Origin of the sequence: Paenarthrobacter sp. R1, assembly GCF_030264015.1 — a bacterium.
GTDB classification, from domain to species: domain Bacteria; phylum Actinomycetota; class Actinomycetes; order Actinomycetales; family Micrococcaceae; genus Arthrobacter; species Arthrobacter ureafaciens.
In genome coordinates this window covers 3,224,239-3,247,029 of the sequence record NZ_CP127115.1, presented here as the reverse complement: position 1 = coordinate 3,247,029, position 22,791 = coordinate 3,224,239, and the positions used below count along the sequence as shown (strand labels likewise).

27 protein-coding genes are annotated in these 22,791 nt (G+C 60.0%); 9 read left to right on the top strand and 18 right to left on the bottom strand.

From position 1 onward, the window contains the following. Window positions 1–337: 337 nt before the first annotated feature. Window positions 338–724, bottom strand: a complete 387-nt coding sequence (locus tag QN084_RS15790; RefSeq protein ID WP_139126807.1) for a hypothetical protein — start codon at window positions 722–724, stop codon at window positions 338–340. Window positions 725–962: 238 nt separating this feature from the next. After that, window positions 963–1,295: a hypothetical protein gene (locus QN084_RS15785; RefSeq protein WP_139126806.1), complete on the bottom strand. Its 333-nt coding sequence runs from the start codon at window positions 1,293–1,295 to the stop codon at window positions 963–965. 192 nt (window positions 1,296–1,487) lie between these two features. Here QN084_RS15785 and QN084_RS15780 point away from each other — a divergent pair, with 192 nt between their 5' ends. Together QN084_RS15780 and QN084_RS15775 are read left to right on the top strand one after the other, a co-directional pair. Then, window positions 1,488–1,907 carry a hypothetical protein gene (locus QN084_RS15780; RefSeq protein ID WP_069695408.1) on the top strand — a complete coding sequence of 140 codons (420 nt, stop codon included), beginning with the start codon at window positions 1,488–1,490 and terminating at the stop codon, window positions 1,905–1,907. 161 nt (window positions 1,908–2,068) lie between these two features. Further along, window positions 2,069–2,287, top strand: coding sequence for a hypothetical protein (locus tag QN084_RS15775; protein WP_139126805.1), 219 nt, complete (start codon window positions 2,069–2,071; stop codon window positions 2,285–2,287). Window positions 2,288–2,880: 593 nt separating this feature from the next. On the opposite strand, the gene QN084_RS15770 is transcribed toward QN084_RS15775, so the two are convergent. From QN084_RS15770 to QN084_RS15710, 13 genes are all read right to left on the bottom strand, one after another. After that, on the bottom strand, window positions 2,881–3,681 hold the full coding sequence (locus QN084_RS15770; protein WP_139126804.1) for a hypothetical protein: 801 nt from the start codon (window positions 3,679–3,681) through the stop codon (window positions 2,881–2,883). A 30-nt stretch (window positions 3,682–3,711) separates the two neighbouring features. Beyond that, window positions 3,712–4,704 (bottom strand): NYN domain-containing protein, encoded by a 993-nt coding sequence (locus QN084_RS15765; RefSeq protein WP_069695404.1) that lies wholly within the window; start codon window positions 4,702–4,704, stop codon window positions 3,712–3,714. A gap of 201 nt (window positions 4,705–4,905) precedes the next feature. Then, the gene (locus QN084_RS15760) at window positions 4,906–5,223 is read right to left on the bottom strand and encodes a hypothetical protein (protein ID WP_139126803.1); all 318 of its coding nucleotides are present in this window, start codon (window positions 5,221–5,223) and stop codon (window positions 4,906–4,908) included. 78 nt (window positions 5,224–5,301) lie between these two features. Further along, the gene (locus QN084_RS15755; RefSeq protein ID WP_139126802.1) at window positions 5,302–5,637 is read right to left on the bottom strand and encodes a hypothetical protein; all 336 of its coding nucleotides are present in this window, start codon (window positions 5,635–5,637) and stop codon (window positions 5,302–5,304) included. A gap of 162 nt (window positions 5,638–5,799) precedes the next feature. Further along, on the bottom strand, window positions 5,800–7,494 hold the full coding sequence (locus QN084_RS15750; RefSeq protein WP_069695402.1) for an FG-GAP-like repeat-containing protein: 1,695 nt from the start codon (window positions 7,492–7,494) through the stop codon (window positions 5,800–5,802). Window positions 7,495–7,699: 205 nt separating this feature from the next. Further along, the gene (locus QN084_RS15745; protein ID WP_069695401.1) at window positions 7,700–8,074 is read right to left on the bottom strand and encodes a hypothetical protein; all 375 of its coding nucleotides are present in this window, start codon (window positions 8,072–8,074) and stop codon (window positions 7,700–7,702) included. Window positions 8,075–8,188: 114 nt separating this feature from the next. Continuing rightward, the gene (locus QN084_RS15740; RefSeq protein ID WP_069695400.1) at window positions 8,189–8,419 is read right to left on the bottom strand and encodes a hypothetical protein; all 231 of its coding nucleotides are present in this window, start codon (window positions 8,417–8,419) and stop codon (window positions 8,189–8,191) included. 46 nt (window positions 8,420–8,465) lie between these two features. Then, window positions 8,466–8,795: a hypothetical protein gene (locus tag QN084_RS15735; protein ID WP_069695399.1), complete on the bottom strand. Its 330-nt coding sequence runs from the start codon at window positions 8,793–8,795 to the stop codon at window positions 8,466–8,468. Window positions 8,796–8,827: 32 nt separating this feature from the next. Next, on the bottom strand, window positions 8,828–9,001 hold the full coding sequence (locus tag QN084_RS15730) for a hypothetical protein (protein WP_168529749.1): 174 nt from the start codon (window positions 8,999–9,001) through the stop codon (window positions 8,828–8,830). A gap of 18 nt (window positions 9,002–9,019) precedes the next feature. Next, window positions 9,020–9,778: a hypothetical protein gene (locus QN084_RS15725; protein ID WP_139128004.1), complete on the bottom strand. Its 759-nt coding sequence runs from the start codon at window positions 9,776–9,778 to the stop codon at window positions 9,020–9,022. Window positions 9,779–9,966: 188 nt separating this feature from the next. Further along, window positions 9,967–10,932 (bottom strand): DUF8320 family protein, encoded by a 966-nt coding sequence (locus QN084_RS15720; protein WP_139126798.1) that lies wholly within the window; start codon window positions 10,930–10,932, stop codon window positions 9,967–9,969. Window positions 10,933–10,955: 23 nt separating this feature from the next. Beyond that, entirely contained in the window at window positions 10,956–12,146 is a 1,191-nt protein-coding gene (locus QN084_RS15715) for a sensor histidine kinase (protein ID WP_259363009.1), read from the bottom strand. A gap of 5 nt (window positions 12,147–12,151) precedes the next feature. Next, complete coding sequence (locus tag QN084_RS15710) at window positions 12,152–12,778, bottom strand: helix-turn-helix transcriptional regulator (protein ID WP_168529751.1); 627 nt, start codon at window positions 12,776–12,778, stop codon at window positions 12,152–12,154. A 282-nt stretch (window positions 12,779–13,060) separates the two neighbouring features. Between QN084_RS15710 and QN084_RS15705 the strand changes: the two genes are divergently transcribed. Beyond that, window positions 13,061–13,432: a hypothetical protein gene (locus tag QN084_RS15705; protein ID WP_069695394.1), complete on the top strand. Its 372-nt coding sequence runs from the start codon at window positions 13,061–13,063 to the stop codon at window positions 13,430–13,432. A gap of 528 nt (window positions 13,433–13,960) precedes the next feature. On the opposite strand, the gene QN084_RS15700 is transcribed toward QN084_RS15705, so the two are convergent. Then, window positions 13,961–14,248, bottom strand: a complete 288-nt coding sequence (locus QN084_RS15700; RefSeq protein ID WP_259362854.1) for a hypothetical protein — start codon at window positions 14,246–14,248, stop codon at window positions 13,961–13,963. Window positions 14,249–14,743: 495 nt separating this feature from the next. Between QN084_RS15700 and QN084_RS15695 the strand changes: the two genes are divergently transcribed. From QN084_RS15695 to QN084_RS15685, 3 genes are all read left to right on the top strand, one after another. Then, window positions 14,744–15,211, top strand: a complete 468-nt coding sequence (locus QN084_RS15695; RefSeq protein ID WP_069695392.1) for a hypothetical protein — start codon at window positions 14,744–14,746, stop codon at window positions 15,209–15,211. Window positions 15,212–15,305: 94 nt separating this feature from the next. After that, complete coding sequence (locus tag QN084_RS15690; RefSeq protein ID WP_259362853.1) at window positions 15,306–15,428, top strand: hypothetical protein; 123 nt, start codon at window positions 15,306–15,308, stop codon at window positions 15,426–15,428. Window positions 15,429–16,124: 696 nt separating this feature from the next. After that, window positions 16,125–16,502, top strand: a complete 378-nt coding sequence (locus QN084_RS15685; protein WP_069695390.1) for a hypothetical protein — start codon at window positions 16,125–16,127, stop codon at window positions 16,500–16,502. Window positions 16,503–16,713: 211 nt separating this feature from the next. Here QN084_RS15685 and QN084_RS15680 read toward each other — a convergent pair whose 3' ends face one another. Then, window positions 16,714–17,457: an HNH endonuclease family protein gene (locus QN084_RS15680; protein WP_069695389.1), complete on the bottom strand. Its 744-nt coding sequence runs from the start codon at window positions 17,455–17,457 to the stop codon at window positions 16,714–16,716. Between the two features lie 441 nt (window positions 17,458–17,898). Between QN084_RS15680 and QN084_RS15675 the strand changes: the two genes are divergently transcribed. The 3 genes from QN084_RS15675 to QN084_RS15665 all read left to right on the top strand — a co-directional run bounded on the left by QN084_RS15675 (window position 17,899) and on the right by QN084_RS15665 (window position 21,528). Then, window positions 17,899–19,752 (top strand): hypothetical protein, encoded by a 1,854-nt coding sequence (locus tag QN084_RS15675; protein WP_139126797.1) that lies wholly within the window; start codon window positions 17,899–17,901, stop codon window positions 19,750–19,752. Between the two features lie 296 nt (window positions 19,753–20,048). Further along, a complete protein-coding gene (locus QN084_RS15670; protein WP_069695387.1) occupies window positions 20,049–20,975 on the top strand; it encodes an endonuclease NucS domain-containing protein in 927 nt (308 codons plus the stop codon). Between the two features lie 46 nt (window positions 20,976–21,021). Then, on the top strand, window positions 21,022–21,528 hold the full coding sequence (locus QN084_RS15665) for a hypothetical protein (protein WP_069695386.1): 507 nt from the start codon (window positions 21,022–21,024) through the stop codon (window positions 21,526–21,528). A gap of 268 nt (window positions 21,529–21,796) precedes the next feature. Here QN084_RS15665 and QN084_RS15660 read toward each other — a convergent pair whose 3' ends face one another. Beyond that, entirely contained in the window at window positions 21,797–22,189 is a 393-nt protein-coding gene (locus tag QN084_RS15660; RefSeq protein WP_069695385.1) for a hypothetical protein, read from the bottom strand. Window positions 22,190–22,791 lie beyond the last annotated feature (602 nt).

The following is a 22,791-nucleotide window of genomic DNA, read 5'->3' as shown; positions in this document are numbered from 1 at the left end:
GAGAGAAAGGATATAGCCACCCAAGAGTCCGTTGTTGATCTTGGGAACATTTGTTGAACTTGGTTCTGGAATCACCGCGCGCAGGCTTAGACCGTCCTCGACAAGAATCCGCCAAAGTTCCTCAACGAGGCAACGGAGAGAGCAGCAGCTATACCCTAACTCCAGCGGATTGGCCTTCTGCCTCACGAGATCTTCCTGGTAGAAGTCCCCCGGTCCAAAGCTCTGCCAGCCCCTCAACCTCGTCCGGGATGTTCGTGGGGTTCAATGGCTCACACGGCAGCGTCAGCGCGTGGGTGAGATCGTTCTGTAGTGCCGAAGCCTTAGTGCTATGCAACCCCTACTGGAGCCGCTTGCTCTCCAGGATGTCCACTCTCCAGCGACTACCGGCCCATTCCAGCCTGCATGTCCACCGATGCACTTCGCTGAAGCTCTCATAGACGATGTTTGTCTTGTACAAGTCACCGACAAGAACGTCCGACTGGATGGTCTCCTTGCCGCCGCCGTGCGGCTGCTGCCGGATCAGATCCTTGCATGTCTTCAGCCCGTTTGCCTTGGTCTTCTCTGCTACCTGGGAGTTCGAAGATTGCGAGGGGTTAGAGGCGACGACCCACACCCATCCTGCCGCAACACCCAGGACAACCAGGATCACGATCAGTGCCTTCACCGGAGCAGACAACCGCTTTCGACGCGGATCCTTCGGACCAAACCATGACACTTGGCTCATTGGCACCTGCCGGAAGGGCCCCTGTGCTGGCGTCCCAGATGGTGGTTGCCTCGGTGGGATCGGCTGGCCAGTTGCCCGGTCGATGACCCGGACGCCTACCAGTTGGGTGAGGGGTAGGGTCTGCAACCATTGGCCGCCATCCCAGTAGCTCGCGACGTCAGGCCGGGCCCGATCCCAGTACCAGGCGGCAAAGTTCATAGCGTCGCACTCTTCTTGAGAACCGGACTAATGGCGCCGGTCATGAGGTCCTGTCCTTAATAATCTGTTTCAGGGTCTCGTCATCGGGGCAGGGCTGGTCATCGAACGGACACCGACCCTCGGCCAGGGCCGCGGGGCCGCCGACAGCTTCGATACACATCGTGCAGATCACGTTGGCTTCCATCATGATCGTCGGGTCGGGCTCTTCGTACCCGCAAGCAGCCTTCCGCCATTCCAGATCCCGGCAGCAAATCAGGTGCGCCAGTTCATCCGGATTCTCGTTCAGCTTGAACTTGGCCTCCCATGCTGGCACCCGCACCAGCTCCATCGCCCCGCCATCAGCCAGCGTCGACGTGTCACCCTTTGTTTCCACGGCCTCCCCCATTCAAGCAACATCGTACCCAGCAGCAAGTGCAACTTCCCTCTGCCCCTGTTGACGGCCGCTTGTACGGAAGTCGGCCAGCCGCACTGCTTATCGCTCTGAATGCCGTGCAAGGGCAGGCATGTACTGCGGAATGAGGGATGCATTGCTGTAAGGAGAGGCATCTAGGGATACCTTGATGACATGAGAAAAACGGGGGCCGCAATAGTCATCTTGATCGCCGGGTTGGTATTAACTGGTTGCGCGGGCAACGAGTCTAAGGGGAATCCTTACGCCTACACTCCGACGGCATCGCCTGAGCCATCAAAAGTTGATTCCACGCTCGCTGCCAAGGTGAAGCAGGCATGTATTGATCAGGTGAACACCGTCGCAAAGAACGCGGCTCGCAAGATAGCTAACGTTCCACCGAAGTTCTATAAGGTCACGGCAACAAGCTTCCGGGGCGATGTTGAGCAAGTTGAGCTGCCACGGGAGAAGATCGTCTACGAGATTGAGTTCACCTACACGACTACCCATGACACTGGCGAAGTTCTCACAACGACTCAGATTTGCAGGGTCAACAAAGCGCTGGACTTCGTTGAGCTTCGGAACACCAGAGGATGAGGCACAGACTCATTGGACTCGCCGTAATTTTGGCCACAGCGTGTGCCCTCCCTGGATGCGCTAGCGGTTCCACTAAATCGGACAGTTCCACGCATACGCCGAAGATCGAGTACGCCGACAGCGCCACCACGCAGAAGGTTCTTGATGCCTGCACTAAACACATGTCGATCTATGCAGCAAACAAGTACAGCGCTGTGGAAGCCAGTGTGACGTATGAGTCGCAGGTCCGGAAGACGAGCACCAAGTGGGATAAGGGTTTCGCCGTGGACCTCACGGTCAATTACAGAAACAAAAGCGGGCTCAAGGGAACGGTTCCCCTGTATTGCTCTGTTGAAGAAGATTTCACTGGGCCAAGGTTCGACCGTCGTAGCGGCAGTTAAACCACGACCAGTGAAGCCATGAGGGTCTCACGGTCGTTTCGGGTGAATTGTCGCGCGTTTCGTTTACATGTCCAACTGCGAACTGGGCAAACTACCGGCCGAGTTCGACAGGCTGGGCGAAAGGGGGACGCGCTTTAGGATCTGGGACTAACGGCCGCGAGGAGCCTTCGGCCTGTACGCAATCCACGGCACGATGCAGATCAATGCCACCACCATGAGGATGGTTCCAAATGTTCCAGCCCACCACGCCCCTGGAGTGACGTCCGACGGGGCCATGCATTTGAAGGCACTACCCAGGCAGACCCAGTTCTCTGTAGTCCCGTCCTTGCCGATCTGAAGGAGGGTGTTGGATCCGATAAAAAGAGAGACAAGCACCGCGATCCATATGGAGTGATACTTCAACCTGGCCATAGCTAGCGCATTGGCTTGTGCTTGCGATTCCGACGAGACCCCCACTAAGCCCCTCCCCCACCTTTTTGGCTAGAAAACTCCTGTGAGTTTACAACGCGGTCGCGCCGTACGCGGTCACCACCTGTTCCTTTACGTGGAACTCTGCTGGAATTCGTCGAAGCAGTTCTTGCTTTCCTGCGGGTTCATTCAGTTTGTCCCGAATCCAATCGGCCGAACTCGTCATGCACTTCCCGCCAGGCACTGGACAATGGTTCGTCAAGGCTGGTCGGCATTGGCGTTCCGACGTCGGCGACGTAAGCCCTGACTTCGCCGGTGGGGATCCACTCTTTGGCTGTAACCGTAACCGGTGATGTGAAAATTTCCTCCGGCAGATCCACCGTCTTTTCAACGGTCAGACGTTCGACGAGATGCAGCGTCTCCACTGTAGCGAGCATTTCGCCGCAGACTGTTCTCGTGGCATAGAGCAGCATCTCTTCGGCACTGACCCCGTGGGCGTACGTTTTCCGGCGGTCGTCCTCGTGCAAAAGGAAGCCATAAAGCCACGCTCCAGCGATCTGTTTGTTGGACATGTGCGGCTCAGAGCGGGGCAGCTTTGGCCGCCCGTGAGGATAGTCGGGATCTGCGACTTGGAACTTTGAACGGAGGCCTTCAATCTGCTCCCGATGCTGCGGAGTAGCTGTTAGGTCTAGCAGCGCGTTGAGGACTTTGTCGTAGTGGACGCCGTCCTCTCGGAGGAAGAGCGGTCTTACCCGTGCAGCTGCCGACTCGACTTGTTCGGTAGGCAGGAGGGGTGCTGGCTTGAATTCTACGGATTTCTGCCCAGTAGCCTTGTTGACCACCAGGTTGAAGGAAATCTGCCAGGCCGCATGACGCTCCAGGACCTTCTTGTCCGAGGCCAGCGAATGCTCTTGTACAAGCCGCGCCCGCAACACGAACCGTGTGAGAGTCTTCACTGCGGCAGCCCTACGCACTCCATTCGACATAAAGCCACTCTAAGCGGGGTCTTCAGACAATCAGATGAGAGTGTCCAGTTTCTGCCAGAATGCCAAGCGCAGGGCTTTCCGCACGCCCTGGAGGTCGGTCTTGTATTCGCCGATCCTTTGGGCGCAGTCCTTCAGGAGCACGCGGTCTATTTCCACTGGCAGTATGGGCCGGTCCGCAAGGAGCTCGTTCAGTTCGCCTTGGGTTATGGACCCGTACCAGCTGGCGGCGACGCTTTCCCCGACTTCCTGGGCGACGTCCATGGGGCTTTCTTCGGGAACGATTGTTGTCCCGCTTCCGCCGGAGCTGTACACCAGGGACGGTTCTGACGTTTGGTAGCGGACCCCGGGGTGGGGCGAGGGCCGGGACGGTGACGAAGGCTTCCCCATGGGAATCCCTGGTTTCGGCACCGGCCTCGGAATGTGCGCCGGAGCCACGGCAGGCAGAGCCGCAGCCGGGCGGGGGGCTTCCTGGACGATGCGAGTGAAACACGCCTCAATCAGTGCCGCCGGCAACGTGATGATGCTGTCCACCCGAAGCGCCAGGTGCTCGGCGACCGACATCACCCCGAGCCTGTGTCCGGTGTCGGCGACGCCAACCAGGACAACTTTCATGCCCAGGTCCTGGGCTTCCTCGACCGCTTCGGCAAGGTCATCGTCGCCGGAGACCAGATAGGCGACGGAGGCAGCCCGGTTGCGGGCCACCCCGACCAGGTCCAGGCCCAGTTTCAGGTCAACGCCTTTCTGTTCACCGTTGAAGGAGATCCGTCCGAGGCGGACTTTTACGCCTGGCAACAGGCCGATCTGTTTGTGCTGGTCGGTGAAAAGGGCGTCCTTGGAGGCGTCGTACCAGTAAGTGCGGAGCACATCGATGCCTGAATGGGCCTCAGTGCAATTGAGGATGCCTTCAATGAGCTTCTGATAGTCGACACGGAACGCCGATCGAAGCGAGGTTCCCACCACCTGGGTGCCCCCGATAGCGAGAAGGAAACCTGCATCGACGAAGATTGCGCGCTGGGACACCATGGCCCGATCCTACCGGGAGCGGCGACCACATTTGCGGCATCGAGGTGGCGACACCGAGCTGGGTCCAGAGGCAGTCGGTTGTTCTGCCCTAGCTGCTGAGAGCGAATCCAGTTGATGGTGGAACGAGTGGGACATAGCGTGGAACTGAAAGCCCGCCGGTCCCCCATCGGTGGGCTTTCCTGTGCTTTTGGTTCCGAACGCCTACACCTGCGCCTCTGCCTGCTGCAGCAGTTTCTCAGCTTCGTCCTGGCTGTAGGGGGTGACAAGGGCCCACTCCCAGCCTGCCCCGTAGTAATCGTCGAAGACGGCGATCCGCGCGATAGGGAGCATCCGTCCCGTCTCAGTCGGGGATAAGTCGGCGTCGGCTTCCAGCTGCACCATGAGCGCCCGCCGCCACGTGGTGAAGGCAGCTGCGTCCTCAAAACCCTGCCGGCGCGCGAAAGTGTCAGAAGCTCTGGCGGGGCCTTCCCAGACGCCAAGTGCCGTTTGCAGGAAGGCTCGCAACTCCTTATCCAGCACTCTGGCCGGCCTTACCATGGGTGAGGCCCGGTTCAGCGGCGCTTGGTTTGAGCCGCAGGGCGCCGCACGGATCATGGTTCATGCCGTTGAGTCAGGGGCCTCAGGACGAACTGGATAGCCAAGCTTTTCCGCGGCATCGAGAACGGCTTGTGGTGTTCGGGCAAGAAACGTCCAGGGCATGTTTTCTTCTGCCAAAAAGTTCACCTGCGCGGGCGTCAAGACGTTCAGGCGACCCAGATACACCCTGCGAATGGCGGACCGTTCGATCCGCCACGGTCCGGCAAGACGGGCGAGCCAACGAAATCTCATCTGAAATTCAATGTGTGATTCATTCAGGGACAGTAGCACCCAGGGGCCTAGTATCCTCGTCATTTTCCCCGGCCTCTCAAGACCGCCTTTGAATACATAGGTCATCCGAACCCCTTAAATGAATTGAAACTAAGCCAAGTCTGCGTCCAGGTATTACTCACCCCCTGCATGAACTTCGGCCAATGGCGAAGCACCTAGGCCAAGGTTTGTCATAACTCTCCGGAGGAGAGTCCTCCGGGGTCCGTTGTCCTGGTGCTCTGAACTGGCTCAGACAAGGGCGTTCATGACATTCCAGCCCTGTCCGACCTGGACACGTGGCATCCACCCGCTGGTGCTGGCGCGCGGATACAACCACAGGATCCCTGCAGTGTCCCGCGCGAGCAGGTCGGCTCTACCGTCTCCGTTGAAGTCTCCGGGGGCGATGATGGCAGTCATGACGTTCCATCCCTGCCCAGTCTGCGCCGGCGGGTACCAGCCGCCTGCCCCGTCTCCTGGGTAAAGCCACAGCACGCCGTGTGCGTCCCGAGCCAGCACATCGGGTTTCCCGTCTTCGGTGAAGTCCCCGCCGCCAAGAATTGTCGTCATGACGTTCCAGCCCTGCCCGACCTGAACCCTGGCAAGCCAGCCGGTGGCCCCGTTCCCGGGGTAGAGCCAAAGCGCCCCGACTTGGTCTCGGGCCAAAATGTCGGGGAAGCCGTCACCGTTGAAGTCCCCTGGGCCGACTAAGGCCGTCAACGATTGCCAGCCCTGCCCGACCTGAACCCTGGAAAGCCAGCCGCCGGCCCCGTTCCCAGGGTAGAGCCACAATGCCCCGCCGCCGTCGCTTGCCAACACGTCAGCATGGCCATCGGAATTGAAGTCGCCGCCAGCCACGATAGAAGTCATGGAGTTCCATCCCTGGTCTACTCGGCCAGGCGGGAGCCAGCCCCCGGCGCCGGATGTCGGGTAGAGCCAGAGTGCCCCGCTGGCGTCTGTGGCCAGCACATCCGTGCGACCGTCGGACGTGAAGTCCCGGTTGGATGGATCCCGGATGACCGATACTGATCCCTTCCGCGAAGGCACGTAGACCGCGTGGGTTGCTGAATCAATCTCCGGCGTTCCTGGCTCTGTGACATAGAGCGTCTGCGTCGTGGCGCTGCCGTGAATGACCGAGACCGTATTGACCCCGATGTGTGTCACGTACAGGGCGTGCGTGGTCGAGTCGACAGCCACGTATCGAGGAAAGTCCATGTACTGCTCGAACTCGATGGTCCGCACTACTTTAACTCCGTTGATGACCGAGATGGTCCCGGCGAACACCCTCGGAACATAGACGTCGTGAGTTGTTGAATCCACTGCGATCGATAGTGGACCGCCGCTCTTGGTGGTGATGGTTTGAGTGACCACTCCGTTGTTTATGACAGAGACTTTGCTGTTGGAGTAGTTGGCCGCGTAGACGGTGTGAGTGGAGGTGTCCACGGCGACCGACCATATATAGCCGCCGTCACTGGGAATCGTGGCCGTTACCCTAGTGCCCTCAATGACAGTGACCCCTGTGAGCCCGTTGGCCACGTAGACCTTGCCGGTGGCCGGGTCCACCGCTACATCCATCGGTTGGTATTCCACGGGAATAGTGGCCGTCACCGTCGTGCCATTGATGACCGAGACCGAGTCGCTTGCAGAATTGACCACATACACCGAATGCGTGCGTGGATCCACTGCCATGGCGGCTGGGGACTGTCCGACGACGACCTTCGTCGTCAATACCCCGTTCCGGAAGACTGAGACGGTGTCCCCGTTCAGATCGGCAGCGTAGAGGAGTCCCGTGGCGGGGTCGTGAGCAACGGAGGTGAACGTGCCGGAGCCCTCATAGGTATCACTCACTTCCGGGCTCGCCGCTGCGGGGTTACCGCTCTGAAGCGCAACAGCGGAGAAGAGAGCGAGGATCACAACACTGCCGACACGAGCCAGAAAACTGTGCATGCGGCTCACCCTACCGTCAGTCGCATGATTCCGGGCAGCATCGCGGGCCCACCTGACTTGTCTACCCATTTGCGCCCAAGGGCGTCCAGAATTCATCTGCATACCCGGTGATCGCCACCAGCTTGCTGCCCACGCGTGGTCAAAGACCGGCGCCCAATGTCGGCGTCCGCCCGCAGCTTCGGCGTCCTTGACGGGCTTATCCACTTCAGGAAAGCGCGGCTTGGATATGATCCGAAAACTTCTTCAGCGGCGGGTAGCCGGCAGCATCTTTGGGGCCGATGGGAATGAAGAGAAACGTGGCCTGGCTCGTTAAATAGTTTCCTGGTACGAGCAGCAAGTTGTTCTGGCCATCACTCAAATTCATGAAAACCAGACCGAAGTTCAACACTTCGACCATCCCCAGCCTCTTGATGTTGTACTGGATCAGCTCATTCTCAGTGATGCCGGTTTCTTGTACCTTCGTGATGCTGCCGGAAGCGGCGGCCGCCGCCTCCTGACCCAGCTTCCGAATCGCATCAAACGACTTGGTAGTCGTGATGTTGAACTTCGTTGCTTCGATCTTTTCCTCGATTGCGCTCATGTCTTCCATTCCTTGATTTTGTCGAACAAACCTGCGTTGGAGCCATGGCCTCAGCCTGTACCCGTCCCGATGCCAGATCCGCGGAGCCGCTCATCTGATGCCCGGCTTCCCTGTCTAGAAGATGAAGAACCCGTAGCGGCCTCCCCGGTAGAGGTAGATGGCGTAGCCAATCATCAGTGGTCCCGCCCAGAACCCGTTTTGGTGGCCTGGAATCCTGGATGCGAAGGCGGCTATTAGAACAGCAACACCGATGATGAGCCAGAAGGTGCCCAGTGCGTACCGAGGGCGCGGCTTCGGTGGACGGACAGCTTCATTAATTGCCTTTGTGAGGTCTTGATCTGACATCGGACACTCTTTCTCTAGTTGGGTCGAGCAATGGATAAGGAGCGTGTCACCACTTGTTGGATGCCCAATTGACTGCCGTGTCGATGGGCTTGCTGCCGTTCGAACGAGCCTTGTCCATTCCTTGGAATCCATAGACGCCGCAGAAGTTGCTGAGTGCGGTCTGCAGGCCCAGAGTGTTGTTGAGGTTGAGGGTTTCCAGGTTGTGGGCTTCCAGGAGAGCTTTTTCAGTCTTCTTTCGCTCGCTGTAGGGCTGGGCTGCGTATTCGTCGCAGGTGATGGCCCCGGGATCCGAGCAACCGGCCAATGTCCCGGATGCGCCCAGGGCCAGGAGCAAGACGAGCGCGGAACGGGAAGGTGTGCGTTGAAAAGCGTTCACGGGATCTCCTGATGGATGTGCGTTGGTCAGGGTCAGGGCCTGCTGGTGGGCAATTTCCGTCCCACGACGAAGCAGACCAAACCCGCTACAAGGATCGAGATGACGATTGGAACTTCTCGCGGGTAGTAGCCGAGGATGGAGGCCTTGAAAATTCCGGCTGCCAACAGGATCATTCCTATGGCGGAAACAATCTTCTTCGTGTTCATGGGAACCTTTCGGCAGGACTAGTAGGTGCCAGGGGGTTGCAGTTGGCCGTGGAGCGCGGACGGAGGTGCCGACGGGGAATACTGGGCGCCGGTGCCGGCGGGGCAACAGGCAGGAATGGTGTACTTGGCCATTGACCCCTTGTCAGCGGGCATGACGGGACCTTGCGTTTTCAGCAGGTCCAGTGCCTGTAAGTCCTCTGCGGAGACCGGCATCCTGTCGGCCCTGCGGTAGGCAAGCGTCCGTTGCGTAATTTCGTAAGCAATGGCCCCACTGTTGTAGGCGTTCTCCAGGGTCAACTCCAAGTACATGGTCGCTCCCTCGGAGTAATAGATCAGCCGCAGGACCTCAGAGTCGAAGAAGCCTTGGCGCTGGTGGAAGAGAACTTTGTCGAGCCATGGATAGCGAAGGTGTCCTGCCAGCGCTTTACCCCGGCTCCGGTTCGCAGCGATGATTTTGCTGCCGGCGTTGAGCACCAGGGCGCCTGCACCGCCAATCCAACCGCCGCCCTTGTCATATTTCCGGCAAACCATAGCCAGACGAGATTCGCTCATGTAGCACTCGATGCGCACATCGCTGATGGCCGCAAGCTGCCGGAATCTGTTCGTTGAGGGGTCGAGGATCTGGACGTCGGCACCGGTGGCATGGAAAGGGCCATTGATGTGTCCGTCCAGCCCGTCCCACGCGATCGTCAGCTCTTCGGTAATGCTGGCATAGGCAAACGACACGGGCTCTCCTGGCTCCATGATGCTGAGCGGGTTATAGAAAGTTATGCCCATCGAACTGGCTCCCTCGTCCAAAACATCGACCGGACCGTTCGGCTGATGTACCCCTAGCGACGTTGACCGGCGCTGTTGATGTTTGGATGTTAGGTGGCCTACGTTGCTTCGCCGCCGTTGTTTCCGGGCTCGAAGCAAAGTGTCCGCAGAAGCGTGGACAATTGCGACGGTTTTAGGGTCCCAAAGAGCTACTGGGCTCTCGAATCCGGGACTTCGACGAGAGTGGGCGCCGCCTCGCCTTCACGTGAAGCAAGGATCGTGACAGCCGCGTTTCCCCCACTTGGCCGTGCCCTTGCCGTCACCGTTCCGCCTCTGGCCTGGTTGAGTATGCTTACGACTTTCTCGGAGACCGCCGCCAACACACGAGGCGCGAGGTCTTGTCTCCGGTCATCGAGCAAGCGGACGGTGACACCCCGTTCACGGGCCCGCCGGGCTGCCTCCAGCACTTCCTCGGTCGCCAGGACACGTCCGCGGATTTCATCTCTAAACCGTGCCTCGATCAACAGGAATTCTTGGCGGTCAGCGTCAGTGAGCTCATAGTCCGGGTCTGCAATCCGGGTCAGGGCCTGGCCAGCAAGTTCTTGGACGTGATGGATCCATTGCGTCCGGGAGACGTTCAATGCGCGTTCTGCGGCGTACCAGTCTGCCGCTGCCACGGCGTCGGCGCTGTAGTCATCTACCTGCCGGTCGTTAGTTCCGAGGAGTCTGCCGATCAGGGTTGCGATGGTCAGCCAGCCCACGGTAGCGATGTTCATCATCAGCCCACCGACAATGCCCAGTGACGTTCCCGAAGCCCACCATGTCGTGAGCACCAGTGACAGCACGGCTCCACACCAGGACAAGGCCACCCGCCCGCGCAGATTGACGACAACAAGGAGGGTGTAGGTCGCGGCCATGTGCCAGGAGGCGTAGCCCGGCCACGTGGTGCGTGGAAGGACACTGTTGACGAGAACCGTCATGGTTACGACGGCCAGCAGGGCCAGGAACGCCACTGGAGAACTGAGCCTTCCGGGTCCAGGCCAGAGCACGAGGACGGTGACGCCGAGATAGATACCCATTGCGGCAATGGGCGGCCAGATCGAGGACACCATATCGAGGTTGGCGATTCCCAAGACGACGTGCAGTACGGCGAAGGCACAGCACAGAATGATCATGAACCGGATTGAAATGGCCCGGATCATCCGGCGTCCCCTGACCAACTCAACGCTACTTCTGTTCCTCTGCCCGGTTGCGACCTGAGGGCCGCCGTGCCCCCAATGGTCCTCATGCGACCCGCAATGGAGACCTTGATGCCGAGACGACGGTCGGAAACAAGTTCCGGCCGGAATCCAATCCCGTTGTCTTTGACGGTCACGGACACCTTGGCAGCACCATCGTGCTCCTGACCGGTAACACGCACCTCACAACGCGTCGCGCAGGAGTGCCTCACAGCATTGGATACCGCCTCCGCGCTGGCCTCGAAGAACGCCCTGACAACATCCCCCGGGACCACCAAGTGTGCCGGGGCCTCACAGTTCACACTGACCGCTGGAGAAGAGCTCCCTTGGACGGTAAAGCGTATGCGGGCGGCCAGTTCCCTCACCGTGGCCGTAGGCGCTTCCGCGTGGTCGCTGCCGTGCTCCGCGAGTCTTAGAAGGGCGCTGCCTGCCAGTTTCGCGCTCGATGAACGTTCGGCGTTAGAGCCGGACCGGCCAGCAGTCAGCAAGGCGCTCATGACGCTATCGTGGAGCAGTCCGTCGACGCGGGTCCGTTCGTTACTGAGGGCCGTTTCGGCTGCAGCTTCCCGGTAACGGTCGATTGCCTCATCGGCTGCGGTATCCACCCGCTCCGCAGCTTGTCGCATGATCCCGATGGTGAGACAGATGATGACCCCCAGAACCGTTGCGAACGACGCGTCTTGGATGGCGATTGACAAGGAAGCTGACCCGCCCTGGGGCAGAGTCCGGATTGCGGCGAAAACCCCGCCAATGACGACGGTGTAGACACAGCCTGTGACGGTGCCGAAGGCAAACGCGCTCCAAGCCGCACCCACATTGATCATCGCCCACAACCACGGGGTTCCGATGTCTTCGGGCACCTCCGGAGGAACCGCCATAGGCCACAGCACCAGTCCGGCAAGAACCAGGAAGGCCAGAAGGGCACTCGTCCAGAGCAATCCGCGTCCTCGCACTGCTGCGGCCATGAAACACAAAAGTGCACCCAGGAACAGCCAGAGGAAAGCCGCGTCCCACCACGGCGCAGCGAAACCAGCCTGGGTTGCGATGGATCCGGAAGCCTGCAACACCAGCAGCAGGGCGAAGGCTGAAATGCCTCGGCCCATGAGCCTGTGCGTTTCCCTCGCAGAAACACCGGACGGCACCGGGACCATGAGTTTCACTGCCCCGTCCTGTCTTTCTTCAAGGGCACTATGGGTGGCAACAGGCCGTCCTCGACCGCCCGCTTCAGAAGGTCGATTTTGGTTCCCGCTGGTCGGCCGACCTGTTCGTACTTCTCCCTGATTCGGTCAACGTACTTCTTGACAGTGCTCTCTTGGACGTTCATCTGAGTCGCTACCTGGGTGAGGGCGTAACCCGTCGCGTACAGGGCAAGGCACTCCGCTTCCCGGTCAGAGAGATTCGCTTCAACGAATTCCGTATCAGCGTCAATTGCGGCTGCGAGGTCGAGACTGGGGATCGTCTCCCCTGCCGCTACCCTGCGTAGCTTGTCGACCGTGACCGTTACAGGCTCCACTTTGAGCGATATGCCTTTGGCTCCATTGGCCAGTGCCTGCTGCAGGTGCCGCACGTCGTTGCCTGCGCTGAAGACCAGCACCTTGTACCCCGCGGACACGAGTCTGGCCGTGTTCTCCGCCGGCGCCGAGCCGTCAGCGAGCTGCATGTCCAAGGCAACCACCTGGCAAACGCCACGGTCGGCATCGATGAAGTCGTCTACTGTCGGCGCCATCCTGACCAACTTCACTGGCGGGTCGCCCAGGTCGGAGTAGCGATTTATTGCGCCCACCAGGCCGATCATAGTCGTCTCGTGATCGTCAATGATTCCTGCTAAAACAGCGCCCGTAACCATAAGATGCCCCCTATGTGCCCTGCTGGCTGCCGATTCAACCAGTGTCAGCGTTCCAATTCGTTACTCCCAAGTAGAAGAGTGTGCTCTCACCTTTCCTGTGTTGATTGTCCACATTTCGGATGACACTTCTTCACGAGGACTGATACTTATCCCATTACGGAGAGCGCGTTCAATAGCATCGGCTTTGTCACCCTCATTAAGACGAAATATTGGAGCAAAATGGGACGAATCACGCTCGGCCGGGCAATCACGAGTCTGCTCGTTTCCGGCATTGTGTCAGCCCTGCTGTGCAGCTGCGCCGGATCACCGCCAAGCCTCACAGGAAATTGGAAGGCCGATGACGGCACTGCCATGAAGGTCGTCATGCCGGACGGTCGCTGCAAGGGCATGTACTACTCCGGTGGCAAACCGCTGGACATAGGTGGAGGCATGACCTGCTCGCTGTCCGACAAGAAGGACAGCAAAGGCCGGTACTCCCTTGTCGTTTCCCAGCCACCCAACCAGGCAACCTTCCAGGTCGAATTCAGCGGCAACGACTCGGCGACCCTGTATTCAGGAAGTAACAAACTATTCACTATGGCCCGGCAATAGGCTCTACTCGCCTAATAACTGCACTTAGGTTTCTCACAAGGGTCCGTAAGAAACAGGCGCGCACAGGATCGCTCAGTGCACGATTTATCAGTAAGCAGCCGGGATAAGCCCCGCCACTCAATCTGAAGGATGGAAGATGCGACGCCGGATTGCGTTGGTAGTGGGTGCGGTTGGTGTCCTGGTGACGACTGTCATTCTTGTCGCGGTGCTAGGGGGTTCACGAGGGCAGTGGAGCAGCCAGCGGCGCAATCGCAGGAACCGTCGGTGCCACCGACCGCTCAACCTCCCACACAAGAGGAACTCCAAGTACTTCAGGAAGCCGTTGTTTCCGGGGATTCTGCATCCGTCCTCAATGCGCTGGGGCTCTCAACAACGCGCACGGTCAATGCTGAGACACTCCCCCAACTTCAAGCGGTGCACATTACATTCGACACTTACCAGGCGCAAGCCTGGCTGCAGTCAGCGGACCATGCAGCAGTTTCCAGGCTATTCATGTCGCTGCGTTTCCAATAGCTTCCGCGGTGCATCTCAGCCTCCGGAGACCACAGTGTCTTCTCGCCAAGCAGCCGACCGCTCGGCGATCCGGCATGCGAGCTCAGCGTCAGCCAGTCCGATCCTTGCGGTAATTTCTCGCGCCCATGCGTCGCTCTCGAAATCGAACAGCGTTCCTCCGCGCTCACGCACAGCGACGGCCAGTTCGCCGTAGCGCCTTCCGAGGACCTCGGCCCGGCCTGTCAGGACTCGCATACCGGCTTGGAGGGTCGCGACGTCGTGAGCCAGTTGCCCCGTCAGTGTGGTCCGATCAACGTTTCGCACGAAAGTGCGCACCAAGTCCGATCCGAGCCGGTGGTTATCATTGGCGTACGCGAGGCGGTCCAGAGAAATGGCGAACCGCGCACCGGGGTCGGCTGCTATGCAGGCAGACAGGGCTTTGAGAGGGGAATCCGAACTGAGTTCCGTGCCCCGCGGGCATGTCATACGAGTCATGGTCTCTCACGCCGGCACGGCTTGGTCCCGTGCCCCTGGATCCGCGGCCGTTGAAGAACCCGAACTCCCCCGGCTTCCCCACCTCAGCTGCAGTTGCACGCACTTACGCAACGCAGATCAAGGCTGACCGGACCAAGCGTATGCTCTGGCGAAAAATTGCCGAGATGTCAATCTCCCGGATCTAGGCGATCAGGCTGGCGCACAGCCAGGACGAGGTGCTTGATGAAATCCGTGAAGCGGAGGCGCCCGAGAATCAACTTGATGCAGTATCCGACTCGCGGCCGGGGTCCCTCTGCAGTCATCACAGCCGCTTAGGCTGGTTCGGTGAAGCCCACGCCCAGTCCGAGCCCGATTGATGTCTTCGTCCACAAGGCCCCCGCGGCCGACTGGGAGGTCTGGGCCGCGTTCGCACCCCTGATCGCTGCAAACATCGCCGCCCTCATTGCGGGTTCCACCCTGTGGCAGAAGGGACGCGCAGACAACCGGGCGGAATGGTGGCGCCGCGCGCAATGGGCCCTTGACGCCTCGATGTCAGATGAGCCCAAGCGGGCCGAAATGGGGCAGCAGGCGATCAACTTCCTCGGCAGCAGTAAGCTGGCCACACCGGAGGACGGAGTCCTGCTGAAAATAGGGACCGAGGACGCGCTGGAAGCAGCCGATAGGGCACGTTCGGCCGAAGCCGCCGACGGAGTAACCGTGACAGATGGCGTCGAGGTGCAGCTCACAAGGGTGGCCGACCCGGTGGCCGGGCGCGAGAATGGAGATGACAGCAATGACGACTCACGCAGGTAGGAGGTCGACGAGGGCCATGGGACAACCGGTAACTCACCGTAGGCATGCTCAATCAGACGCGGACTCAATCGCGCCGTCCCGCCGCCCTGCATCCGTGAGCCCTCAGGACCGTAAAGTCCAGATCGCCGCTGCCAAGGCGCGGATAACCTTGGACAAGCTCATAGGCGACGTCACCCCTGACTGGATCATCGCCTTGTCAAAGGAAAAGCCCGAGTAGCACCCGGCGCCAGACCACGCAGTAAGTCAGTCCCGTCCACAGGGGCGGCTGTGGGGTTTTCTCGAGTACTTGGCATGCAGGTTTCATTATCCGCCGGCATTTGACATGACTATGGAATAGGCGCCCGTCGAAGTCTGCGTGGAAATTTCTTTCCCATCGAGGAAGATACGACAAGTGATGGAAACCGTGGCATCGCTGCCTTGAGCGTTGACTCCAAGAGACCAAAACCCGTAGGTTGACTCAAACCTTGACGCAGCGAACTCATAGGTCTTTTCTGCCCAGAACCCAACACCGATGGAGGCCACGCCTCGGAAATCCCCAACGCTGACTTCGCCTTTGTAGCCTGCGCCGGGAGTTTGGTCGGGACCTCAAAAGGCGCCCGGTAGAACTGGCTGGTCGGCGGCGGAAAAGCCTCAGGATGGCTATAGTTGGTCACGTCGTAACCCTTTTCGCAACCAGCAACTGGCTGGGGGTGCAGTTGAGGCAGAAGGCTACCGGGCAGGGCTGACAATCACAGGACACACGGAGAAGCAGCGCGCGAGGCTATGACAGCGGTGACACAAGATATTGAAGAGAAAATGACACTAGTGTCACGAGAAGTATTATTGTCGGCTGCCTTTACCCCTGGTTCTATTTATCCTGCAAGACGACACAACTAGTGACGTCTGCAGTTATGAAGGGGACACATATGGTGGAATGTCAGCTCTCCGAAAACCCAAGCGTTGGCTTGCTGCGGCGGCCGTCGCCGCAGCAGTTGCAGGCGGCACTGTCGCTGCCGTGCCAGCCGACGCAGCTTACGGGCACATGGTAAATGTGTCATTCAGCAACAGCCTTTGCCGGAATGGCGGCAACGTGCATTCCATCCAGTTCGGGGCCGTCCCGGGCATCACCTCGGTTCCGGCTCAGGGCGGCAACAATGCGTGGATAGCGTTGCCGTATGGCAGCCGGTATGTCACGTTTGCCGGCACGGTCTGGTGCTCCCAGAAGTCCTGGTGGCAATGGTGGAAGACGCCTTACGAGGTGTCCCGTTACGTGTACGTTCCGGCTAACGCCACGTCAGTCCGGCTGAGCTGACATACCCACAACGAAGCGGCCCGGTGGAATGCACCGGGTCGCCTCTGCGTGTTTCTAGCGGGTTTAGAGAGCTGCCTGCCTTCGGAGCGCACGCCATATAGCGCCAGCATCGGCACCCAGACGGCAAGGGACTGCCGAACCGGGGCGGTGAGGACGATGAGGCCGTCGAGAAGAAGTTCGGCGATGCGCCTGTAAGCGGCAATGAAAGCGACTACTTGCATGCGGCGAGGATGTTGGCGATCGCGTCGTGCTCGGGCTGGGTCATCCACAGCTTGTACTTGACCTTCACCGCAGTCTGGCGCGAGACGTATTCGCAGCGGAAAGCCTTGTTCGGCGGCAGCCAGGCATCGGCCGAGCTGTCGCTCTTCTGCTGGTTGGTGGGGCCGTCAGCTGCCATGAGGTTGAGCGGGTCATTGGCGAGCTGGAGGCGTTGTTCGGCGCTGATCTGCTGTGCACCGGTCTGCCAGGCCAGGCTGAGGGGGATGATGTGGTCGATCTGGACATTAGCGGAGTTCGTACCACGGGTGAAGTTGATGGACTTGCCGGTGTACTTGTCGGCCAGGGTGCCGGAAGCAACGACGCAGTCCTTGGTGCCCGGTTTGGCCGTCACCCCGGTGAGGTCGCGGCGGAGGATGTCGTTACGAGTATCGCAACCGTTGTGGTCAACATCGGACCATGCGGCACCGAACTGGTCGCGGCTGTAACCGGTCTTGGGGGCCTTGCCCTTGATCGGGATCGTGGCCAGCTGGGCTGTAGCGGACGAAGTCTCAGCAGGGTTCGCTGATCCTGCGGCAGCGGGAGCCTTGGAGGCCTCCGCAGCTGCGCTGTGCACCGCGTCGGCGACCTTGGAGCCGACCTGGTTAGCGGCGCTGCAGCCCGCGAGGCAGCATACGACGATGAGCAATCCCAGAAGGGTGGTGAAGACCTTGGTGGCGGCGGAGCGGGTGATGTTCATGTTCCTTCATGTGTGCGGCGGGAACATTCACGCTACCCGCGCATGGGGCAAGCTGGTGGGAGGCGTCCAAATCGCGTCCGTCACAACGTGCGGAGTGATCAACGCAGTGAGCCTGGATCGCCTCAGACCTTGTACACGTCGCCACGGAGTGGCCACCCTGGCGTGGCAGCCACTCTGGCCTCATCATCTGACCAGACGTCTGCCCCGTCTCCCGGAACACTTCGCGGAGCTCGGAGACCAGTGCGTTCCCGTCTGCATGGCCGGTCCTGGCTGCCACGTGATCCAGGGACTCACGGACCATGGCGGGGTGCAGCGGTGTCCCGTCAGTGTGCGGCGTCATCGTGAAAGCTCTTCGCCGTCATATTCAGCGACCTTGACCCGGAGATTGGTAGGCGTCCGTATGCTGTAGCCACGGCCGTCGAAGCGGGGTATCGGATGCGGGTGTTTCGTAGGGTGCGGGCCATCCCGCTGCTGGCAGCTTTAGTGGTCATGGCCCTGGCCCTGACGTCCTGTGACCTGTTCACCCAAAAGGGGTCTCCACCGTCGGAGAGCGTGGTCGGCGACAACGGTGCCGACCTGACCATAGCCGGTGTCCATATCGTTGTTCCCGCCGGCGCTGCCCCTGCCGGAACAAAGGTCGAGGCAACCTTTGAAGACCGCAACCCGACAGGCACCGACGGTGACAGCCTGCAACTTCTTGCCAAAGCCTTCAAGATCAAACTCGGGGACGGGCTGCAGCCATCAAAACCGCTCACCGTGACCGTGCCGGTGGACAAGAGCCGGCTCGCATCCTGGGACCAGACAGACACCGCACAGACGGTCGCCATGATGATCCAGTCCGAAGGCGCTTCGGAGCCTGATCTCGTCCAGGCCGTCCTGGACCCAGCCGCCGGAACGCTCACCGCCCAGGTGCCCCACCTGTCCTGGGTGTGGCCCGTGCAGCTCGACCTTGGCGCCGTGATGAAAAAAGTCGGCGAAATCATAGACCAAGGCTTTGGCGTCAAGTTCCCGAAACCGGACTGCGTGGACAAGCCGGTTACGATCGCCGGCGCTACCTACAAGGCAGTCTCCCCGGCGCAGGCCTGGCTGTGTGTGGGCGAGTCGAACGGCTCACTGACCGTTACGGCCTCACCCAACTCCCCCATCCCGTTCATCAGTACGACGTTGCCTGCCGCCGCTGCGTCCAACAAGGTCGAGATTTCGGCGGCGACGGCCTTTTCCGTCGCATTGGCCCAGAACGCGGGTTTCATCAAGAACCACCAGAGCATCATGATGCCCGGCGCGGACGCCCAGTACACGTTCGATGGAACACCCGGGTCTGTGCGGATCGGCTTCAAGCAGTACCCGGTGATGCTGCTCATGTCGATCCTGTCCAAGGTCTTCGACACCGCCCTTGGAAGCTTCGTGAAGGCCCAAGCACTCGACGACCTCGCCAAGGCCGGGTGCATGCAGAACATTGTTGACACCGCAGACGCAGGCAAACCGCTTACCGTCGCGTATGCCGGCGGCATCGTCAAGTCCTTCTTTGGATGTGTCGGCACAGCCATCAAGCTCTCCCCAGCGGCCCAAATACTGCTGGCGATCATCACCGCTGGCCCGCAGTTTCTGGCGGCCTCTGCCATGGGCATCTACAACGAGTTCACGGGCGGGGCGTACTTCGAAGCGACCATCACCGCGTCGACGGCGCCCGCCAGCGGCACCATGGATGGCGCTACGCGCTTCGTGACCCTGGACCCATGGAAGGACGGCACCCTGAAGGCCGTCAACAAAACGTTCGACGGGGCATCCAACAATTCCGGATCCGGCTGTATTGGTTCCGAGATCGCTCCCCGCAAGGATGGCTTCCGCTGCTACTGGCCGGGGATCTTCGACCCGTGCTTTCAGAGTCCCTCGGCGGCGCACGATTTCCTGTGCCTAGGCGTCACGCCGGACGGGAAAACCCTCACCACGCTGCTCAAGAACATGCAGCTGGGTGACAGCCTTGGTTTCAGGCAAAACACCGGCGCACCGGACCAGAGCAGTCCCGTTCGCGTGGAACTGGTTGATGGAACAGTCTGCGTGAGAGCCACGGGTGCAGGACCTCAAGGCATCCCCGGATACCCGTACTGGGCCGGGTCCTGCTTCGGCCCCTCAGCAGGTGTCTGGCGGGTCGGTGAGCCAGAGCTGTGGAAGGACGATCTTAGGCACTATGCGCTCTACCCGCCGGTGAAAGCCGGTGGCTATTGGCAGGTCGCGGTCGCCAGCGGAGATACCGCTCCGGCCAAGAGAATTGACGTCCAGACGGCTTATCGGTAGTTCGGCCGCCGGTGGCAGTGGGGGCTTCCCCGAGGATGGTTCCTGCAGTCGCCCAGGGCGGAGTACTGAACGGCGCGTAACAAAGCCGCAAGTCATTGCCGGTGATAACCTCGTCTGCCGTCCTTGCACGACACAACCGTGAGTTCGGTGTCAGCGCCGAGGTCGGTACCGGATGTTCCGCAACCTCCGCGACGAGCTGGTAGCAGCCTGAGGGCCTCCGTAATCCCTACCCAAGGTGTGCTGTAAATTCGAACCGAAAGAGACAGCCCACAGCAGGGCCGTTGGCTGGGAGAAGAGTGACGTCGTACTGGCTTGTCCGTCAGGGCAAAGGTGGCATCAACGCGCAGGAAATGATCGATGCGGGATGCCTCGGTGTCGACTACATCGGCGACTATGACATCGGACCGTATCTCGGCGCGGGCGCCAAGGCGTTCCGAGACGCACTGAACGGCGTGTATCGAGAGCGGTTTCCTGGGACGTCGACGATGGGTGCTGGCTCGGCCCTGGGCAGGCTGTGGACAGCCTGCGAGGGCATCCAAGAAGGGGATGTGGTTCTGGCCCCCAAGCCGGACAAGACGTACCAGTTCGGCGTGGTGACTTCCGGCTACGAGTATCATCCGGGAACGGCTCTCCCGCACCGACGCCAGGTCGACTGGAGGGACTCCTTCAGCCGGGATGATCTGAGCCCAGAGCTAGCTTCGTCAGCACGCAACCAGATGACTGTTCTCGAACTGGCCTCCCATGCTACCGAGTTGGCGCGGCTGACGCGTGTCACCGACTCCGCGCTTGCCCTGGAGACCGTCATTGCCTCCGAAGTGGAGGAACAACTCGCGTTCCAGATGGAGAAGCAGCTCGAAGACTTCCTCGTGCACAACTGGCACCGCACAGTCCTGGGCCGCGACTACGACATCTACCAAGAGGACGGGGTGATCGCCGGCCAGCAGTATCCCACTGACACCGGCCCCATGGACATCCTGGCAGTCAGCAAGGACGGCAAGCGTATCCTCGTCATCGAGCTCAAACGCGGTAGGGCCAGTGACGCCGTGGTGGGCCAGATTCAGCGATACATGGGCTTTGTCCAGGACACCATGCTGGAACCTGGCCAGGGGGTCGAAGGGCTCATCATTGCCTTGGACGACGACAAGAAGATCCGCAGGGCCCTTTCTGTGGCTTCCAACATCAGGTTCATGAGGTACCGGGTCGAGTTCCACCTGGAGGACTAAGCCGAGGCTGAGTACCGCCGCGGGCTGATCCGGGTAAGTTGTCCGGGTGGAAATTAATGCACTGACTGTACAAATCCAGGACAAGTACCGCAAAGAGCTGGCCGATTTTCGGAAGAAGGTCCTGGGTCCGGAGGGCCAGTCGCACGCTGGAAACCAGCACGAGTCACGACGTGAGCTCCCCCGATTCGGGCCGGTGCGGACCCTGACGGACTCCAAAGTAGACCTGACAATCGTCGCTGACACCTCAGACCTGGACTGGTTCGCTGAAGACCCGTCCCTGGTCGGCCAGCGCTGCATCACCATCTCTATCGCTGGCCACCACCGGCTCATGGGAAACCGCACCTCCCTGCCGTCCGGAGAATGCGACGCCTGGGTCCAGGCCATCCTCGGCCTCGGCTGGACCGAACACGTCTACCGTGCCGGAACCGTCAGCGGTGTCGCTGGCCGGCCCAGCACCGTCTACTACCGGCTGTTCCTCGACGCCGAGTCCAACCCGCGCGAGCGTCCCGAGAAGTTCAAGGACAAAGAAATGCGCCCGCTGCGGGAGCTGTAGGCACTGGAAGCGCCCGGATCTGGAAACCGTCGTTGGCTGAGACGAACGCTGACCCGAGGACACAGCCAATCTTGTGGCACACGATGTAGCACATTGTTCTGCTGACGCGTAGAGGGGACAGCAGCGAAGGCCCGCCCCTTCCTCCCGGGCGCAGCTAAAATCAAACGGTTCACTCAGCGCGCCCCTTATTGGTAATGGTGGAGAGACCACAGACCACCTAACGCCGCCGTGGTTGGCCACCTGGCAGCGTTATAGGTGATCTTGCCAGTCAGCTTGACCGCGGAATGTCGCTGATGACCCAGTGGTTGTTTTCGTACGCGAGCGTATAAGTGCTGGCGCCTTGGCGTCCGAGTTCCTTGCCGTGCTCGACGTAAACGATGCCGTTGCTACTGATTTTCCCTTCGTTACCGTTGACGCGGACCGCTGTCTCATCAACGTTGACCTCAACCTCGGGGTGCAAACCGAATACCGGCACGTAGATGTTGATGACATACTGGATGTCCTCATCGGCCATGCCTCGCTTGAAGTGCGTGTAAGAGTTCCTAAAGTATTCCTGGAACGAGGCCTTGGGTTTGCCTAAATCGGCCGAGTATTGCGCAGCTTCCTTCTTCACGTCCGCCACGAAGGAAAGATAGTCCGCGCGGGCATCTCCAGCAGTCAATGCAGCCTCAGTAGGCTTTGGGGCTCCTTGCGGAGATGTAGCCTGCTCAAGGCTTGGTGCTACCGCCGACTCAGTTCCGGGTGTTGAAGAGTAAGTAGCCTCGAAGGAAGGAGCTGAAGAAGACTCCGGTGGTCTTGACCCCGTGCTTGTTGAACACGAGCTAAGGCACAGCGAGGCGAGCACGAGAGTATACATGAGGAGGAAATTGCTTCGTGAATTTTTCATAACATCTCCAAGAGGCATCTAGGCCTAGCGTAAAGGAGCACTATGCCCTAGCTCGGGCTTAGAATGTCTACGATTTTCAAAGGCTCTTCAGGTCGGGTCGTCCCAGTCACCCATGCAGCATAGGCACAAGCAGCGGTCCCGACAGCTCGCATACGGCAAATTAAGGAACGGCTTCGTAATCTTCATTGCATCCGCCGCTACTAGGTACTACAACGTCCCGAACCGCATATAGTCAGACCAGAAATTTCATTTCATGAGCGGGGACATGATGGGAAAATGGCAACGCTTGGTAGTAGTTCTCCTTGTAGCGGCTGCGTTGGTTGCTGTTGGGGTCTGGGCCTTCTGGCCGAAACCAGAAGCTCAGACCGGAACTGAAC